This is a genomic window from Gordonia sp. ALPHA1B1, assembly GCF_005502615.1.
Lineage (GTDB): Bacteria > Actinomycetota > Actinomycetes > Mycobacteriales > Mycobacteriaceae > Gordonia > Gordonia hongkongensis.
The window spans coordinates 153,582-170,121 of sequence record NZ_SCOC01000010.1; the positions used below are offsets into that span (position 1 = coordinate 153,582).

Genomic DNA, 16,540 nt, shown 5'->3' on the forward strand with positions numbered 1-16,540 from the left:
CCCTCAGGTGCGGGCAAGTACCATCGCCCTCTGTGCGTACGCCCCTGACCGATGCGACACCCGTCGCAACCCCGAACGAGGACGCCGCGACCGGCAACACGTCCGGGTACCGGCTGGACCTCGACGGGCTGCGCGGCATCGCGATCGCGCTGGTCGCGATCTTCCATGTCTGGTTCGGCCGGGTCTCCGGCGGCGTCGACGTCTTCCTGACCCTGTCCGGTTACTTCTTCGTCGCGTCTCTGCTCAAGCACGTCCTGGCGACCCAGCCCACGACGAGTTCCTGGGGCGCGGCGATCAATCCGTGGCCGCGATTCTCCCGGCTCCTGCGCCGGTTGCTGCCCGCTCTGCTGCTGGTCCTCGCGGTCACCGCCGGACTGATCGCGCTGATCATGCCGACGACGCGTTGGGGACCGCTCGGGGCCGAACTGCAGGCCAGTGCCCTGTACTACCAGAACTGGCACCTCGCGTTCGAGTCGCAGGACTACGCGGCCGCCGACTCCGCGAACAGCCCGATGCAGCATCTCTGGTCCATGTCGATGCAGGGCCAGTTCTTCGTCCTCACCCTCGTCTGCGCGCTGGCACTGGGCGCGGTGCTGCGTGCCCTCGGCCGGCGATCCGCATTCTTCGCCGACCCCAAGGTGGTCCGTGGAGTCGTCGGGATCGCGCTCGGCGTCGTCGCACTGGGCTCCTTCGCGTGGGCCAACTACCGCCACGGGATCAACCAGCCCTTCACCTACTACGACACCGTGGCCCGTCTGTGGGAACCGCTCGTGGGCGGACTCCTCGCGGTGTGGATGCCGCGGATCGCGCTGTCGCAGCGGGTGCGTGACCTACTGGGACTCGTGGCCCTGGGCCTTATCGTGACGTGTGGCTGGTGGATCGCCGGCGTCCAGGAATACCCCGCGGCGTGGGCGCTCGTCCCCGTGGGAGCGACGCTGATCCTCATCTGGGTCGGCTCGTCCCAGACCGCCCCCATCGATCAGGCCCCCGTCGATCAGAAGACGGCGTCCGGCCAGACCTCGATCCGATCCGGGGTGAGCCGCGGTCTCGCCCATCCCCGGCTGGTGTGGCTGGGCTCGATCGCCTACGCGCTGTATCTGTGGCACTGGCCGCTGCTCATCTTCTACCTGGCGTGGCGCTATCAGGACGATGTCTCGTGGTTCGAGGGCACCGCCATCCTGGCCGTGTCCGTGCTGCTCGCCTGGCTGACCACGAAGTACGTCGAGGCGCCGCTGCGTGCCGGGTCGGCGAAGCGGAAGCAGTCCCCGGTGCCGCCCGATGCCGATGGCGTGGTCGCGCGGCCGCCGTTCGAGAAGACCAGAGGCTACCGGCGCGCCCTCGTCGCGGTACTGGTCGTCATCAGCGTCGCAGCCGGCGCCGCCGCGGTGACCTGGCAGCGCGACGCCGCCAACGCCACCCTCGACACCCAGAACCTCGACCCACGGCTGTACCCGGGTGCGCGGGCATTCCTCGACGGCGCTCCGGTACCGAACGTGACCGCACAACCGAGTCCCCAAGTCGTCGACATGGACTGGCCGATCACCTCCTACGACTCGATCATCAGCGGCTGGAAGGACCCGTCCATCAAGGTCGGGCACTACGGCAACGTGAACGCCACCCGAACTATCGCGCTGGTTGGCGGTTCGCATGCGGAACAGTGGATCACCGCGCTCGACGCCATCGGCAAGCGCCACGACTTCCGCGTGACCACCTACCTCAAGGTCGGGTGCGCCCTCACGACCGAGCACGTGTTCACGTGGTTCGGCCAGAAGTACTACCAGTGCAACGACTGGTCGCGTCGCGTCATGGAGCGGCTCGCCGTCGACAAGCCGGATGTCGTGTTCACCAACAGCACCCGGCCCGTCGAGTCGGGCGACGGCGACTACGTCCCCAAGGACTACGAAGAGATCTTCGCCGAGTTCCGCGACCGCGGGCAGCGGGTCGTCGCGGTCCGCGACAACCCCTGGGCGACCGGACAACTCAAGCCGCCGGAGTGTCTCGCCAGCGGACGCAAACCCGAGGTGTGCGGCGTGCCCCGAGCACAGGCGATGGCGCCGGCCGACCCCGCCGCCGCGCTCGCCGGCGAGTTCCCCAACATGAGCTTCCTCGACTACACCGACGCCATGTGCGACGACGAGTACTGCCCCGCGGTCGTCGGGAACATCCTGGTGTGGCACGACTTCCACCACCTCTCGGCGACCTTCGTCCGCAGCCTGATCCCCGCCGTCGAAGCCGACCTCCAGCGGTCGCTGGGCTGGTGGTGACCCTTCGTGACGCTCGCAAGCTCGCTCCTCAGGGAGCGGGAGATGTGACCGCCGTCAGCACCGCCCGTGGCCCGGCGAACACCGTCTCGCGGACGTGGTTCCGGGCGAGAGTCCAGACGGGACAGTCACATCGACCCGCGACACCGCGCGCGTCGACGCCATGGTCGCGGCACAACGCGATGGCGCGGCGCAGGTGGAAACCCTGCGTCACGATGACCACCTCGTCGACGCCGAATACCTCGCGGGCGCGTCGGCAGCTCGCCGCGGTGTCGAGGCCGGCCGGGTCGTCGACGATCGCCTGCGGGTGGACACCACGTTCCTCGAGATAGCTTCGCATCACCGCGGGTTCGTTTCCAGCCTCCTCGGAACCGTTGCCCGAGTTGATGATCCGGTCCACTCCCCCGGACCGGTACAGCTCCAGCGCCGTGTCGAGCCGGCCTCGCACGTAGTCGCCGGGCGAGCCGTCGTCGTAGACGAGGGAACCCAGCACCAGCAGCGTGGACCGGCGGGCCGGCGCCGTCGCGTCGTCGATCCTGCCGACCGACGAGAAGTACATCCAGGTGACGGCCAGGGTGATCCACAGTTCGACCAGCACCAGCAGCACCGGTACGACGAGACGAGCACCTGACCTCACCCCTACAACGTAGGGGGACCGACTCCCAACATGCCCATTCGAGCCCCGACCCGGCAGTCGCCCCGTGATACTGAGGGGACCTCGGTCGCGCTCAGCCTGTGCGCGCATCCATTTCGTGGTGTGAAAGTGATGGTGCGATGCCGTACATGCCGGTCACCTCGTCGATGTTCCTCCTCGCCGAGACGCGGGAGCAGCCCATGCACGTGGGCGGACTCCAACTGTTCGTACCGCGCGAGGGCCAGTCGTCGAGCGAACTCGCCGAAGAGATCATCGAGGCGTTCTGCGGCTGCACCGAAGTCCATCCGACCTTCCGCAAGCGGCCGGCGGTACCAGTGACCCTGCTGGGCAACGTGGCGTGGTCCTTCGACGACGAGATCGACTTCGACTACCACGTCCGCCGGACTGTGCTCCCCCGCCCCGGCCGCGTCCGCGAGCTGCTGCGATACGTCTCCCTCAACCATGGGGCCCTGATGGACCGGTTCCGACCGATGTGGGAGATCCACGTCATCGAGGGTCTCGACGACGGCCGGGTGGCGCTCTACAGCAAGATCCACCACTCCGTCGTCGACGGCGTCTCCGCGTTGCGCCTGCTCCAGCGGACCTTGTCCGACGACCCTGACGACCGGTCGGGTACTGCACCCTGGGACCCGGCGCTGGTCGAGCGTCGACCCCCGCGCCCCTCGCCGAGTCTGCGCAGCCGGGTGTCCGGCCTGGCGAACGTGGCAGGCCAGGTCGCCGGCCTCGGGCCCGCGGCCGCGAAGGTCGCGGTGGCCGGCCTCCGCGACCCGGAGTTCGTCGCCCCACTGGGACGGGCCCCGCGCACGATTCTCGACGTCGCGATCGGGAGCGCCCGCCGATTCGCCTCGCAGCAGTGGGAGATCGACCGTCTTCGGGCAGTGGCCGATTCCCGGAACATCACCCTCAACGACGTGATCGTCGCGATGTGTTCAGGAGCCCTGCGGTCGTACCTCATCGACCAGGACGCCCTGCCCGACGCCCCGCTCATCGCGGCGGTGCCGGTGTCGATGCACACCGACGGCGATGACGACGGCAACGCGGTGACCGCCATCCTGGTGAGTCTCGCGACCGATGAGCCGGATCCCGAACGCCGCCTCGACAAACTCGTCGAGTCGGCGCGCCACAGCAAGTCGGTGGTCCGGGGCCTTCGTCCGCTGCAGGCGCTCGCGCTGGGAGCGGCGAATTTCGCGCCGCTCGCCTTCGCGACCGTGCCCGGCTTCGTCCAGTACGTCCCCCCGCAGTTCAACATCATCATCAGCAACGTCCCCGGGCCGTCGAAGCACCTGTACTGGAACGGCGCCCGCCTCGACGGGGTGTACCCGGTCTCCATCCCGACGCAGGGTCTCGCGCTCAACATCACGGTGACCAGCACCGCCGAGCACATCAACTTCGGGCTGATCGGCGCCCGGGCCCAGCTCCCGAGCCTGCAACGCCTGCTCACGCACCTCGATACGGCGCTCGAGGAACTCGAGAAGGTCGCGCGAACCCGGTGACGTCTCCGGGCACCCGCGGCCCGGACGTGGCCTCGGACACCCTGACTCGACAGTAAGTTACTGGCGAGTATCATCTGATATGAGGTAGACCAGCGTAATTAGGCCAGCCTTGGCAGCGCGCCGGTGGCGCAACGAATTACGGTTACCTGTAGTACACCGCCCCGTGGTACCCAGCCTCGCGTTCCGCGACCGGGGGCGGACGACCTAGACGAAAGGCCGGTACGCGCCCGTGACTACCACGACGATTGCCATCGGCACGACAGCCGCGGTGATCAGCCTCCTCTGCTGGTACCTGTTCCTCGGTGGCGTGGTGCGGATCTTCCGCACCATCAAGCTCGGGCACAAGGTCGACAGCTCCCGCTTCTGGCCCATCCTCCCGCGCTTCCTGACGATGATGAAGGAATTCATCGTCCACACGCGGATGGTCAAGTTCCGCACCGTCGGCTGGGCGCACTGGCTCGTGATGGTCGGCTTCCTCGGTGGATTCCTGCTGTGGTTCGAGGCCTACGGACAGTCCATCAACCCGGAGTTCCACTGGCCCGTCTTCGGTGACACCTTCGCGTGGCACCTCTGGGACGAGCTGCTCGGCATCGCCACCGTCGTCGGCATCATCGTGCTGATCGTGATCCGCCAGCTCAACCACCCGCGCGTCCCCGAGCGGCTGTCGCGCTTCGGTGGTTCGCGCTTCGGACCGGCCTACTTCGTCGAGGCCATCGTGCTGCTCGAAGGCCTCGGCATGATCCTGGTCAAGGCGTCGAAGATCGCGACCTACGGTCACGCGAACGCCTACTCCGATTTCTTCACCATGCAGGTCGCGAAGATTCTCCCGGCCTCGCCGACGCTGGTGTCGATCTTCGCCGTGATCAAGCTGATGAGCGGCATGGTCTGGCTGGCCATGGTCGGCATGAACATCAGCTGGGGCGTTGCCTGGCACCGTTTCTCGGCCTTCTTCAACATCTACTTCAAGCGCGAGCAGGACGGCGGCGTCGCCCTCGGTGCCGCGAAGCCGATGATGAGCCAGGGCAAGGTCCTCGACATGGAGACCGCCGATCCCGATGTCGACGCGTTCGGCGCCGGCAAGATCGAGGACTTCTCGTGGAAGGGCTGGCTCGACTTCACCACGTGTACCGAGTGTGGTCGCTGCCAGTCGCAGTGTCCGGCCTGGAACACCGGCAAGCCGCTGAGCCCCAAGCTGCTCATCATGTCGCTGCGCGACCACGGCAACGCCAAGGCCCCGTACCTGCTCGCCGGTGGCCGCAAGGACATGGGCGGCGACGAGGTAGGCCTCGTCGACGCCGACGGCAACGTCCTCGAGGACAAGCTCAACGCGATCCCCGAGTCGGCGCGCGCCGAGGCGGCGCGCAAGCTCGTCGGCGAGTCCAAGGGTGATCTGGGCGGCGGTCAGGTCGTCGAAGCCGTGGAGGGTGAGTTCGATCCCGAGGCCCTCGGCGCCGTCATCGACACCGAGACCCTGTGGAGCTGCACCACCTGCGGTGCCTGCGTCGAGCAATGCCCGGTCGACATCGAGCACGTCGACCACATCCTCGACATGCGCCGCTACCAGGTCCTGATCGAGTCGGACTTCCCGACCGAGTTGGCCGGCATGTTCAAGAATCTCGAGAACAAGGGCAACCCGTGGGGCCAGAACGCCTCCGCGCGCACCGCCTGGATCGACGAGATGGACATCGAGATCCCGGTCTTCGGCAAGGACGTCGAGTCGTTCGAGGGCTTCGAGTATCTGTTCTGGGTCGGCTGTGCCGGTGCCTACGAGGACCGCGCGAAGAAGACCACCAAGGCCGTCGCCGAGCTCCTCGACATGGCCGCGGTGAACTTCATGGTCCTCGGCGAGGGCGAGACCTGTACCGGCGACTCCGCACGACGTGCCGGCAACGAGTTCCTCTTCCAGATGCTCGCGCAGCAGAACATCGAGATGCTCGGCGAGGTCTTCGCGACCGCGCCCGAGCAGCGCAAGAAGGTCGTCGTCACCTGTGCGCACTGCTTCAACGCACTGGGCAACGAGTACCCGCAGCTGGGCGCGAAGTACGAGGTCGTCCACCACACGCAGCTGCTCAACCGTCTCGTGCGCGAGAAGCGACTCGTTCCGGTCGCACCGCTCGGCGAGGGCGTCACCTACCACGACCCGTGCTACCTGGGCCGCCACAACAAGGTCTACGACGCCCCGCGTGAGTTGATGGGTGCGGCAGGTTCGACGCTCACCGAGATGCCGCGCCACGGCGAACGGTCCATGTGCTGTGGTGCCGGCGGTGCCCGTATGTGGATGGAAGAGCAGATCGGCAAGCGGATCAACATCGACCGGGTCGACGAGGCGCTCGATACTCTCGGCGACACCACCGGCGATCAGGTCAAGAAGGTCGCGACCGGCTGTCCGTTCTGCCGCGTCATGCTCACCGACGGTGTGACCGCCCGGACGAGCGGTACCGAGTCCGAGGGCAAGGTCGAGGTCGTCGACGTCGCGCAGTTGCTGCTCGAATCGGTGAAGCGCGACCGGACCGAGGTCAAACTCGGCGGCCGGTTCCTCGGACCGCGTCCCACCCTCGCCGAGCCGGAGCCGGAACCCGAGCCCGAGAAGGTGCCCGCGGCGGCGACTGCGTCGGCCGCGACCACCGAGGCCGCGCCGAAGCCGAAGGTCGGCCTGGGCATGAAGGGCGGCAAGAAGCCGGGCGCGGCGGCCAAGACCGCGGCACCGGAAGCACCCGCCGAGAAGAAGCCGGCATCGAAGGGCTTCGGCATGAAGGGCGGCAAAAAGCCCGGCGCCGCAGCGGCGTCGGCCGCCCCGGAGCCGGCAACCGCCGAGACCGCAGCCGAGGCACCCGCCGAGAAGAAGCCCGCAGCCAAGGGCTTCGGCATGAAGGGCGGCGCCAAGCGTCCCGGTGCCGCGAGCAAGCCCGCCGGTGGTACCGCCGAGCCGGTGCCGGCCGAGGCCGAGTCGTCCGAGGCGGTCAAGGAGGAGGTCGCCGAGGCCACCACCGAGACGCCGCAGGCCGAGAAGAAGCCCGCATCCAAGGGCTTCGGCATGGGCAAGGCCAAGCGCCCGGGTCAGAAGACCACCAACGCGGCGGCCCCCGCCGCCGGGGTGACCGCGCCCGCCGAGAGCAAGGTCGACGAAAGCGAATCGGCCCCGGACGCCGCCCCCACCGTGGACACGGAATCGGCTTCGGCGACAGCGGGAACGACGACAGCGGAGTCGGCTACCGCGGGATCGGCGACGGAATCACCTCGCGCTGCGGCAACGGAAGAGAAGCCCGGCAAGGCCAAGGGCTTCGGGATGTCCGCGGGCAAGAAGCGGCCCGGCGGTATCGGCAAGGCCGCGGCCAAGCCGGCTGCGGCACCTGCCGAGGCTGCGGACGCCCCCGCTCCCGAGGCGGACGTCGAACCTGCCGAGACCGCCGAGGCACCGGCTGCCGAGGCTCCGGCTGCTGAGACCCCAGCCGCCGAGGCACCGCAGGGCGGCTCGGCCGCCGTGCTGACCGAGGAGAAGCCGGCCAAGGCCAAGGGCTTCGGCATGGCCGCGGGCAAGAAGCGACCGGGCGGCGCGAGCAAGGCCGCACCGGCAGCTGCTCCGACTCCGGAATCGGCTGAGCCAGAACCCGAGGCCCCGCAGGCCGAGGAGGCACCAGCCGAGGCCGCAGCGACCGAAGCGCCTGTGAACGAGGCCCCGGCCGCCGAGGCTCCGGTAACAGAGGCCGACGACGCGGGGACGGCCGAGGTCGAGACCGCGGGCAACGCAGACGACCCCGACACAGAGGCGGCGCCTGCGGCGTCGAGCAACGGTTCGTCCGCCGCTCGCACGGTCGCCGAGACCGGGGCGTCGAAGGCCAAGGGCTTCGGCATCGCGGCCGGCAAGAAGCGGCCCGGCCACAAGTAGATCGCAGTACCGCAGAACGGGCTCCGACCATTCGGTCGGGGCCCGTTCTGCATCGGGCGGGCCGTCCGGACGCGACCACCCGATCGACATGTCGTGTCTCGACATCCTGCCGAGGACCGCCGACTGTGACATCGTGAGCCAAGGCAACAGTTCACTGAATCCGACCGGCGGGAGGCGAACTCGGCAGTCGAGGACAACGCGGTCAAACAGTCACCCGGCATGAGTGTGCCGACCCTGACCGCGATGGTGGTCGGCTCGATGATCGGTGCCGGGGTGTTCTCCCTGCCTGCCCGATTCGGCTCGTCCGCAGGCGTTTTCGCGGCCATCATCGCCTGGACCATCGCCGGCGTCGGGATGCTGACCCTGGCACTCGTCTTCCAGCGGTTGGCGATTCGCCGACCAGAGCTCGACTCGGGCGTATTCGCCTATGCCAAGGCCGGTTTCGGGGATTACGTCGGCTTCAACTCGGCGTTCGGATACTGGGCGAGCGCCTGTGCGGGCAACGCCTTCTACTGGGTGTTCATCATGAGCACCATCGGCAAGGCCTGGCCCGCGCTCGGTGAGGGTGACACCGTGATCGCCGCACTGCTCTCGACCGTCGGGATCTGGGTCTTCGCCGCCCTGATCGCCCGCGGCGTCAAGGATGCCGCCGCGATCAACCGGATCGTCACCGTCGCCAAGATCGTGCCGATCCTGGTGTTCATCGCGGTCGCGGTCGTCGCCATCGACGTCGGCGTCTTCACGGACAACTTCTGGGGCACCGAGGACGTCACCGCGGGAGCCATCTTCGACCAGGTACGCAACACGATGATCATCATCGTGTTCGTGTTCCTCGGGATCGAGGGCGCGAGCGTGTACTTCCGCTACGCGCGACGACGCGAGGACGTCGGCCGTGCGACCATCCTCGGCTTCGTCAGCGTGCTGTGCGTGTTCGCCTCGGTCACCCTGCTCTCCTACGGGATACTCCCGCAGGCCGAGATCGCGGCGCTCCGGCAACCGTCCATGGCTCCGCTGCTGGCCGAGATCGTGGGCAGCTGGGGGACGGCGTTCATCAGTTTCGGGGTCGTCATCTCGGTCCTCGGCGCCTACCTCGCGTGGACCCTGATGGCCGCCGAGGTGTTGTTCATCCCGGCCCAGGACAAGGACATGCCGCGCTTCCTGTCCCGACAGAACGGCGCCGGCGCCCCCATCGCGGCACTCGCACTGACCTCGTTGATGGTCCAGACGCTGATCATCGTCGTGCTGTTCGCCGAGGACTCGCTCGACTTCCTCCTCGACCTGTGCACGAGCCTGTCGCTCATCCCCTATTTCCTCGCGGCGGCCTTCGCGGTGAAGGTGGCGTTCCCCGAACGCGGGTCCGGGACGCAGGCACGTCGCGCGCTTGCGATCGCCGTCCTCGCCACCGTGTACACGGTGTTCCTCGTCTTCGCGGCCGGTCCGGAGTTCCTGATCCTGTCCTGCATCATCTATGCGCCCGGGACCATCCTGTACGTGATGGCGCGCCGCGAGAACGGTGCGCGGATCTTCCGACCGGCCGAGGCCGCGCTCTGCGGAATCCTCGTCGTCGGCGCCGTGCTCGGAATCGGCGCGCTGGCGACCGGACCAACAGCGACGACCTGCTCTTCGATGACGTCATGTGGGTCGAGAACGCCCAGCGCGACCACGCCGACTTCGTCAACAAGATGACCCAGCGGGGCGTCGAGGTGCTCGAACTCCACGCCGTCCTGGCGGCGACGCTCGAGCTGCCGGGAGCTCGTGACTGGCTACTGGACCGGACGATCGTCGCCAACCGCGTCGGCCTGGGCCTCGTCGACAGCACGCGGAGCTACCTCGAGTCGCTCACTCCGCGAGCACTCGCCGAGGTCCTGATCGGCGGGCTGGCCACCGACGATCTGCCCGACGATTTCCGTTCCGGCTATCTCAAGCTCGCCAGCGAGCAGGTCGGCGCGCGTGAATATCTTCTCCCGCCGCTGCCGAACACCCTCTACACCCGCGACACCACCTGCTGGCTGTACGGGGGGGTCACGCTCAACCCGCTGTACTGGCCGGCGCGGCGCGAGGAGACCCTGATCTACAAGGCGATCTACCTGTATCACCCCGATTTCGTCGACTCCACGGTCTGGTGGGGCGATCCCGAACAGAACTGGGGCCGTGCCACCTTCGAAGCCGGCGACATCATGCCGGTCGGCAACGGCGTCGTCCTGATGGGCATGAGCGAGCGGACCTCGCGTCAGGCGATCACCCAGGTCGCCAAGACCCTGTTCGAGAAGGGCGCAGCCGATCGGGTGGTGGTCGCGGGCATGCCGAAGTTGCGGGCGGCCATGCACCTCGACACCGTGTTCACCTTCGCCGACCGCGACATCGTCACGCTCTACCCCCGGATCATCGACGCGGTGCACACCTTCTCGCTGCTGCCGTCGGACGCGGCACCGGGCGTCGACGTCATCGACCACGGGACCGGCTCGTTCGTGGACACCGTCGCACGCTCGCTCGACCTGGACTCGCTGCGCGTGATCGAGACCGACGGCGATGTGTACCAGTCCGAGCGACAGCAGTGGGACAGTGGCAACAACGCCGTCGCCCTCGAGCCCGGGGTGGTCATCACCTACGACCGGAACACGACCACCAACACCCTGCTGCGCAAGGCCGGCGTCGAGGTCATCACCATCGTCGGGGCCGAACTCGGGCGCGGTCGCGGCGGCGGGCACTGCATGACGTGTCCGCTCATCAGGGACGCGGTCGACTACTAGCCGACGACCAGCGTGCCGGGAAGCAGGCACCCCGACACGCGCCAGAAACGCATTTGCCACCGGCTGCGACAATGTACCCGTGAGTAGGCCCCATGTTTCGCACCTCAACCAGAACCTCAAGCCGCTCGAGCAGTCGCTCAAGCTGCAGAACGTGTGCTACGAGATCCGCGGTCCCGTCCACGCGCACGCGCAGCGGCTCGAGGCGGAGGGCCATAGAATCCTCAAGCTGAACATCGGCAACCCGGCGCTGTTCGGTTTCGAGGCCCCCGACGTGATCATGCGCGACATGATCCACGCCCTCCCCTACGCGCAGGGCTACTCCGAGTCGGCCGGTGTCCTGTCCGCGCGTCGTGCCGTGGTGACTCGCTACGAGCTCATCCCCGACTTCCCGTACTTCGACGTCGACGACGTCATCCTGGGCAACGGCGTCTCCGAGCTCATCACGATGACGATGCAGGCGCTGCTGAACGACGGCGACGAGGTCTTGATCCCGGCACCCGACTACCCGCTGTGGACCGCGATGACCTCGCTGTCCGGCGGGCAGCCCGTGCACTACCGCTGCGACGAGGAGAACGGGTGGAACCCCGACGTCGCCGACATCGCCGCGAAGATCACCGACCGCACCAAGGCGATCGTCATCATCAACCCGAACAATCCGACCGGCGCGGTCTACTCACGGGAGGTGCTCGAGCAGCTGGTCGAACTCGCCCGCGAGCATTCGCTGCTGATCCTCGCCGACGAGATCTACGACAAGATCATCTACGACGACGCCGAGCATGTGAACGTGGCCTCGCTGGCGCCGGATCTGTTGTGCCTCACCTTCAACGGCCTGTCGAAGGCGTACCGCGTCTGCGGTTACCGCGCCGGGTGGGTCGTGATGACCGGACCGAAGGACCACGCGCGCGGGTTCATCGAGGGCATGGGCATCCTGGCGTCGACGCGCCTGTGCGCCAACGTGCCGGGCCAGCACGCGATCCAGGTGGCGCTCGGCGGTTACCAGTCCATCGAGGCCCTGGTCTCGCCCGGAGGCCGGTTGTACGAACAGCGGAACGTGACCTGGGAGAAGCTGAACGAGATCCCCGGGGTCAGCTGCGTCAAGCCCAAGGGCGCGCTGTACGCCTTCCCCCGCCTCGACCCCGAGGTGTACGAGATCCACAACGACGAGCTGTTCGTCCAGGACCTGTTGCTGCAGGAGAGGATCCTGGTGGTGCAGGGCACCGGGTTCAACCTCGACGACCACAACCACTTCCGCATCGTCACGCTGCCGTGGTCCCGGGATCTCACCGAGGCCGTGGAGCGGATCGGCAACTTCCTGTCGTCATATCGGCAGTGATCCCGCGGAGTTCCGCGAGAAGTCCCTGGTGAGGGCCCGGTCATCCGACCGGGCCCTCACTCCTTTTCCGGGGTCTGGACATTTGTGTAACCGTTGGTAACGTGTACCTCCATCGGCGGGGCACACACAACGAGGTGACAGATGGCTCAACAGGCGATTCGACGACCCGAGTGGCATCCGGGGACCGTCAGCAACAACGGGATCCGGCTGGCCACCTACGAGCTGGGCGATCCGTCGAAACCGACGGTGCTGCTGGTGCACGGCTGGCCGGACACCCACCACCTGTGGACCCACATCGCGCCGCGGCTGGCGGAGCAGTATCACGTGGTCGCCTATGACTGCCGCGGCTTCGGCGAGAGCGACCGCCCCCGGCAGGTCGCCGCCTACCGCCTCGACGAGCTCGCCGACGACCTGTACGCGGTCGCGGAGTCGGTGAGTCCCGACGACCCCGTACACGTGGTCGCACACGACTGGGGGTCGGTGCAGACGTGGGAGGCCGTCAGCCGCCCGCGCGCCAATGCCCGCATCGCCTCATTCGTCTCGGTGTCCGGCCCCAACCTCGACCACCTCGGTCAGTTCGTCCGCGATCAGGTCGCCAGCCCCACCCCTAGGCACCTGCGCAATGTGCTCGCGCAGTCGATGTCGTCGGCCTACACAGGCCTGTTCCAGCTTCCGGTGCTCCCCAACGTGTTGTTGCGCGCGATGGGCAATCCGGCGGTGTGGAAACAGTTCCTGCGCGCAGTCGAGGGAACGCCACCGGAGAACCTCGACGTCGCCGACTCGTTGCGCCGCGACATGGTGAGCGGCCTCGCCCTGTACCGCGCGAACATCCGCGCCAAACTCCTGCGGCCCGATCCGCGGACCACCACGGTGCCGGTGCTCCAGGTGGTCAACGAACGCGACATCGCGCTGCGGCCGGCCATCTACGACATCACGCCGACGTACGTCGCGAAACTCTGGCGCCGCGACACCCCGACCGGACATTGGCTGCCCTACACCCACCCCGACTATCTGACCGATCTCGTCCTGGATTTCCTTGCGGTGCAGACCAACAGTGGGGCCCCGGCCCCGGTCATCGAGCGGGCCCGGCTTTTCACCGAACCGAAACCTCTGGCGGGCAAACTCGTCGTGATCACCGGTGCGGGCAGCGGCATCGGACGCGAGACGGCCCTGGCACTGGCCGAACGCGGGTGCGAGCTCGTCCTGGCCGACCTCGACCTCGCGTCCGCCGACGAGACCGCCCGCGCCTGCAAGGCCGCGGGGTCGGCCGCGCACGCCTACCTCCTCGACGTCTCGGACACCGCCGAGTTCGCCACCTTCGCCGCTCGCGTCCGAGAGGCCCACGGCATCCCCGACATCGTGGTCAACAACGCCGGAATCGGTTTGGCCGGTGGGGTGTTGGCGGCCACCGACGAGCAGGTCGACCGGCTCCTCGACGTCAACCTGCGCGGCGTCGTCACCGGCAGCCGCGAATTCGGCCGGCAGATGGTCGAGCGCGGGGTCGGCGGGCACATCGTCAACATCGCGTCGGCCGCGGCGTTCACGCCGTCACGCAGCCTCGGCCTGTACTCGGCGTCGAAGGCGGGCGTCCTCCTCTTCTCCGAGTCGCTCCGCGCCGAGCTCGCCGAACACCGCATCGGCGTCAGTGCGATCTGTCCCGGGCTCGTCGACACCAACATCGTCTCCTCGACGCCGATCGCCGGCCTCGACGCCGAGACCGAACAAGCACGCCGCGATCGGCTCGACCGGTTCTACCAGCGCCGGGGATTCACCCCGGACCGGGTCGCAAGTGAGATCGTCGCGGCCATCGAGCACAACAAGGCGGTGGTGCCGGTGACCGTGGAGGCAAAGGTGGGATACCGGATCTACCGCTTCGCGCCGTGGCTGTCGCGCATCGGCGCCCGTCAGAACGTCACGGGGTGAACCACATGACGCACACCGAGGATCACGCACACGACGACGCTTCGGCCGATCCCGGCCCCGTCGAACTGCACGCCCGGAACGTGGCATTCGACTGGGATGACGTCCCGCTGCATTGGATTCCCGGCCATCCGGTCGCGTCGAACTTCATCAGCGTGCTCAACCTCCTGCTCCCGGAGGGCGAGCGGTGGTTCGTGCAGACCTACAACGAGGCCCTGCCGCTGGTCGACGACGAGGAACTCGCCTCTCGCATGCGAGGATTCATCGGCCAGGAGGCGATGCACGCCGAGGCCCACGATCACGTCCTGTGGGAGTTCCTCGATCACCACGGCATCGACCCGCGGCCCTACCAGCTGCAGATGGAGTGGATCTTCCGCAAGGTGCTCGGCCCGCTGGAGGGTGGCACCCAGGCGGCCCGCGACAAACACCTCGTCGAACGCCTCTGGCTCATCGCGGCTTTGGAGCACTACACCGCCATCCTCGGCGACTTCGCGTTGAACAACACCTGGACCCGGGTCGGGGCGCACCCCACGATGACCGACCTGTTCATGTGGCATGGCGCCGAGGAGGTGGAGCACCGCGCGGTGGCACACGATGTCGCCGCGTACTTCGGCGACGGATATCTCCGACGCGGCCGGGCGATGTTCGTGGTGCTGCCGATCCTGTTGATCCTCATCCAGCGGGGTTATCGATTCATCATGGGCCAGGACACGTCGTTGTCGTACAACTACTTCCAGAAGACCTGGCATTACCACCGTGGGGTGCGGGCCGGCGTGCTCCCGAAGATGCGGACGATCGTCTTCGCCACCTTCAGCTACTTCCGGCCCGGGTTCCGGCCGGAGGACATCGGCAGCACCGCACAGGCGGTCGCGTATCTCGCGAGCTCGCCGGCCGCGCGCAACGCGGCGTGAGTGCGGACGGGAGAGCAGGGTCATGAACCAACGCGCGCATCCGCATTCGACAACGCTCACGCAACCACCGCCCCACCTGCACGGCCGATGGCGGCACGACCCGCTGCTCACCGTCGGCACCATGATGTTCCGGGCGTGGTGGCCGGTCTGGCGTCCGCTGTCACCGCTGCGCCGAGGTGCGGTGCGCGACGGGGCCACCCGGGTCCGGATCGTCGGACGCGAGGTGGTCGCGCACGACGAGAACGTCATCGCGCTCACCCTCGCCGCCGCGGACGGTGGCGCGCTGCCGAACTGGCACGCCGGGGCGCACATCGATCTGTTGTTGCCGTCGGGACGCATGCGGGAGTACTCACTGTGCGGCGACACCGCGGATCGGGAGCACTACCGGATCGCGGTGCGCCGGATTCCCGACGGCGGTGGCGGTTCGGTCGAGGTCCACGACTCGTTGCGTGTCGGCGACGTCTTCTCGATCAAGGGTCCCCGCAACGCCTTTCCGTTCGCGGTCCCCGGCCGCGGATCACCTGCGCGCCGAATCCGCTTCGTCGCGGCCGGAATCGGCATCACCCCGATCCTGCCGATGCTCGCCACGGCCGAGCGCTTCGGGCTGGACTGGTCGATGATCTACACCGGCCGCACCGCCGAGTCGATCCCGTTCCTCGACGAGGTGGCAGCGTTCGGCGACCGCGTCACCATCCGGACCGACGACGTCCACGGACTGCCGAGCATGGCCGATCTGGTCGGTCCCGTCGACGCCCCCGCCGACCTCGCCGTCTACTGTTGCGGCCCGGTTCCCATGCTGGAGGGGCTTCGCCGTCATCTCGCGACACGCGCCGACATCGAGCTGCACTACGAGCGGTTCAGCCCGCCACCGGTGGAGAACGGCTCCGAGTTCACGGTGACGCTGGCCTCGACCGGTCAGGAGATCCCGGTCGCCGCAGACGAATCGGCGCTCGCCGCGATCCGCCGAGTGGTGCCGTCGGTACCGTACTCGTGCCGGCAGGGATTCTGCGGCACCTGCAAGGTCAGGACGCTGTCCGGCGAGGTCGACCACCGCGACAACATCCTGACCGAGCCCGAGCGCGCGGCCGGGACCATGCTGACCTGCGTATCACGCAGTCCCGGCGGGAATCTCACCCTCGACCTCTGAGCCCTTCTGCTCCCTAGTCCGAAAGAACGCCCTGCCCCCTGCTCCCTGAGGAGCGCTGGCGACAACCCCTTCTGCTCCCTGAGCCTGGATCCGTGGATGGGTGCGGGGTGTCGATGACAAGAAAATGCCCTCTGAGCTGGAATGATTGGTGGTGTTGAGACAACAAAACATTCCAGCTCAGAAG

At 67.9% G+C, this 16,540-nt stretch carries 9 protein-coding genes and 1 pseudogene; 9 read left to right on the forward strand and 1 reads right to left on the reverse strand.

Annotated features, from left to right (window positions below):
• Positions 1-32 precede the first annotated feature (32 nt).
• On the forward strand, positions 33-2,264 hold the full coding sequence (locus tag FFS52_RS09640) for an acyltransferase family protein (protein ID WP_137809537.1): 2,232 nt from the start codon (positions 33-35) through the stop codon (positions 2,262-2,264).
• Between the two features lie 28 nt (positions 2,265-2,292).
• On the opposite strand, the gene FFS52_RS09645 is transcribed toward FFS52_RS09640, so the two are convergent.
• Positions 2,293-2,820 (reverse strand): ElyC/SanA/YdcF family protein, encoded by a 528-nt coding sequence (locus FFS52_RS09645; protein WP_137809549.1) that lies wholly within the window; start codon positions 2,818-2,820, stop codon positions 2,293-2,295.
• 215 nt (positions 2,821-3,035) lie between these two features.
• Here FFS52_RS09645 and FFS52_RS09650 point away from each other — a divergent pair, with 215 nt between their 5' ends.
• From FFS52_RS09650 to FFS52_RS09685, 8 genes and pseudogenes are all read left to right on the forward strand, one after another.
• Complete coding sequence (locus tag FFS52_RS09650) at positions 3,036-4,409, forward strand: wax ester/triacylglycerol synthase family O-acyltransferase (protein WP_137809538.1); 1,374 nt, start codon at positions 3,036-3,038, stop codon at positions 4,407-4,409.
• Positions 4,410-4,638: 229 nt separating this feature from the next.
• Complete coding sequence (locus tag FFS52_RS09655) at positions 4,639-8,295, forward strand: (Fe-S)-binding protein (RefSeq protein ID WP_137809539.1); 3,657 nt, start codon at positions 4,639-4,641, stop codon at positions 8,293-8,295.
• A 219-nt stretch (positions 8,296-8,514) separates the two neighbouring features.
• Positions 8,515-9,981 carry a basic amino acid/polyamine antiporter gene (locus FFS52_RS09660; protein ID WP_137809540.1) on the forward strand — a complete coding sequence of 489 codons (1,467 nt, stop codon included), beginning with the start codon at positions 8,515-8,517 and terminating at the stop codon, positions 9,979-9,981.
• A pseudogene (locus FFS52_RS09665) lies at positions 9,897-11,045 on the forward strand (arginine deiminase); the annotation flags it as partial. The gene FFS52_RS09660 and the pseudogene FFS52_RS09665, both read left to right, overlap by 85 nt.
• 79 nt (positions 11,046-11,124) lie before the next feature.
• Positions 11,125-12,378 carry a pyridoxal phosphate-dependent aminotransferase gene (locus FFS52_RS09670; protein WP_137809542.1) on the forward strand — a complete coding sequence of 418 codons (1,254 nt, stop codon included), beginning with the start codon at positions 11,125-11,127 and terminating at the stop codon, positions 12,376-12,378.
• A 141-nt stretch (positions 12,379-12,519) separates the two neighbouring features.
• The gene (locus FFS52_RS09675; RefSeq protein WP_137809543.1) at positions 12,520-14,301 is read left to right on the forward strand and encodes an SDR family oxidoreductase; all 1,782 of its coding nucleotides are present in this window, start codon (positions 12,520-12,522) and stop codon (positions 14,299-14,301) included.
• 5 nt (positions 14,302-14,306) lie between these two features.
• Positions 14,307-15,209, forward strand: coding sequence for a metal-dependent hydrolase (locus FFS52_RS09680; protein ID WP_137809544.1), 903 nt, complete (start codon positions 14,307-14,309; stop codon positions 15,207-15,209).
• Positions 15,210-15,231: 22 nt separating this feature from the next.
• Positions 15,232-16,356 carry a PDR/VanB family oxidoreductase gene (locus FFS52_RS09685; RefSeq protein ID WP_137809545.1) on the forward strand — a complete coding sequence of 375 codons (1,125 nt, stop codon included), beginning with the start codon at positions 15,232-15,234 and terminating at the stop codon, positions 16,354-16,356.
• The last annotated feature ends 184 nt before the right edge of the window (positions 16,357-16,540 follow it).

Coding starts and splice junctions, on each gene's coding strand:
- FFS52_RS09680 (WP_137809544.1), top strand. CDS start 14,307: ATGACGCACACCGAGGATCACGCACACGACGACGCTTCGGCCGATCCC.
- FFS52_RS09685 (WP_137809545.1), top strand. CDS start 15,232: ATGAACCAACGCGCGCATCCGCATTCGACAACGCTCACGCAACCACCG.
- FFS52_RS09645 (WP_137809549.1), bottom strand. CDS start 2,820: ATGTACTTCTCGTCGGTCGGCAGGATCGACGACGCGACGGCGCCGGCC.
- FFS52_RS09650 (WP_137809538.1), top strand. CDS start 3,036: ATGCCGTACATGCCGGTCACCTCGTCGATGTTCCTCCTCGCCGAGACG.
- FFS52_RS09660 (WP_137809540.1), top strand. CDS start 8,515: ATGAGTGTGCCGACCCTGACCGCGATGGTGGTCGGCTCGATGATCGGT.
- FFS52_RS09675 (WP_137809543.1), top strand. CDS start 12,520: ATGGCTCAACAGGCGATTCGACGACCCGAGTGGCATCCGGGGACCGTC.